1 protein-coding gene and 2 pseudogenes are annotated in these 1,749 nt (G+C 43.3%); all 3 read right to left on the reverse strand.

Annotation, left to right across the window (positions count from 1 at the left end; genetic code table 11):
- A pseudogene (locus BUB92_RS11980) lies at window positions 1–155 on the reverse strand (glycine/sarcosine/betaine reductase complex component C subunit beta); the annotation flags it as partial.
- Between the two features lie 67 nt (window positions 156–222).
- The gene (gene grdB, locus BUB92_RS11080; protein WP_084728490.1) at window positions 223–1,530 is read right to left on the reverse strand and encodes a glycine reductase complex selenoprotein B; all 1,308 of its coding nucleotides are present in this window, start codon (window positions 1,528–1,530) and stop codon (window positions 223–225) included.
- A 25-nt stretch (window positions 1,531–1,555) separates the two neighbouring features.
- Window positions 1,556–1,749: pseudogene (locus BUB92_RS11085) on the reverse strand (glycine/sarcosine/betaine reductase complex selenoprotein A); the annotation flags it as partial.

Genomic DNA, 1,749 nt, shown 5'->3' on the forward strand with positions numbered 1-1,749 from the left:
TCTTCAAAGCTTCTTAAATGGCTGGGAAGCGCTTTTAAATATTCTGAATCGGGATTTAACAGCTTCTCTGAGGTGATGGTGGTCCCATGCTCTAACAATATGTTGGGAGCATGTACCAGTACATAGGCTGCTGCTTTGATTACTGGATAGGTCAAGGCTTTTACCTCCTTTATATTTTATACAAGGGGTTAAGCCTTTTAAAGGCTTAACCCGCTTAATCTTTTAGAAAACCGTCTGGTCTTCAACATCAGTACATAAAGCCTTAAGCGCTTTTTCGACAATCTTTCTCCGCAAAGCCTTTTCTTCTTCCGGGCTCAGCTTCGGATCACCCAGCGGATGCGGAATAGCTACTGCCGGAACAATGCGGTTAGCTCCTACCGTCTTGGAAATCGGCACTACGGTACAAATGTGTACAGCCGGCACATCTGCTACATCTTCCAGCTCTTTTATCATCGTTGCACCGCAACGGGTACAGGTACCTCAGGTAGAGGTGAGTATAATCGCATCTACTCCAGCTTCTTTAAGTTCAAGGGCTATTTCATGAGCAAATTTCTTGGAATTGGCAACGGAAGTACCATTACCAACTGTAGTGTAGAAGACATTGTGCAGACTGCCGATTATGCCTTCTTTTTCCATCTCCCGTAGTACATCTACCGGTAATACCCGGTCGGCATCCTGGTTAGCATAAACCGGGTCATATCCGCCATGAGCAGTTTCATAAGTTTCCGCTGTGAGATCATTTACTCCGGTTATATCGTATTTCCCATATTTAGAAGCACTGGAAGACTCAATACGATCAGGATTTCCTTTGGGTACTATACCACCAGAAGTAACTAGAGCAATCTTGGCTTTGCTCAGATCTTTAACCGCTGGACGCGGTTTAACTCTGTCAAATACCGGCATAGGATACTCGGTTTTGAAAGGTTCTCCTTTTAGCTTAGCTACCAGCATATCAACCGCACGGGTAGAACCTCTTTTTTCATGGAATACATTTTTGCGTATTCCTTTAGCAAAATAGCCTTCTTCATCAGGAGAACCGATAGGCTGACCTTTAGCCAATTTTACTGCCAGTTTGGCCATGGCCGGAATAGCTTTTCGCATCTGCGCAGCTGAATTTCCGGTTTTGACAATATAAACTTCTTTTTTATACATATCAGTACCGGGGTTTTCTTCATACAGTCCAGTTAAAGCTGGAATATTAAGTCTTTCCTGAACTGCTTTACATACGGCACCACAGGCCATACCATAACGTCCGGCATTAAATCCGGGCCCAGCTACCACTATATCCGGCTTATAACCCGCAATCATTTCAATTATTTCATTTAATGCTGTCTCGGTATTTTCATTAAAATAAGAGTCTCCGCATATTACCGTTCCCACTATCTTCATGTCCGGATCTAAAGCCTGCTGAAGAGCAAGACCCGGTCCTACAGGTCCATCCTGTTTTAACGGCGCTATATCAGCTTTTTCTTCGCCACCTATTTGACCAAAAAACTGGTTCAAATAATGGACTACCCTGATCTCTGCCATCTCTTTTCAACTCCTTTTCTTCCGGTTAACATCCACATTCTTTTCTGATATTTTCCATTTCTTCACAAAGAGCGTCTACATCAAGAACCATTTCCATCATACCGAGCTGTTCTTCATAAACATTAGGATCAATCAGGTCCTTAAGTTCGAAAATATGGAATACTTTCAGCTTAAGCTCAACACCGGTCAAAGGACCTGCCATAGTCGGGTCTCCAACCA

The sequence above is a fragment of the Thermosyntropha lipolytica DSM 11003 genome (assembly GCF_900129805.1).
GTDB classification, from domain to species: domain Bacteria; phylum Bacillota; class Syntrophomonadia; order Syntrophomonadales; family Syntrophomonadaceae; genus Thermosyntropha; species Thermosyntropha lipolytica.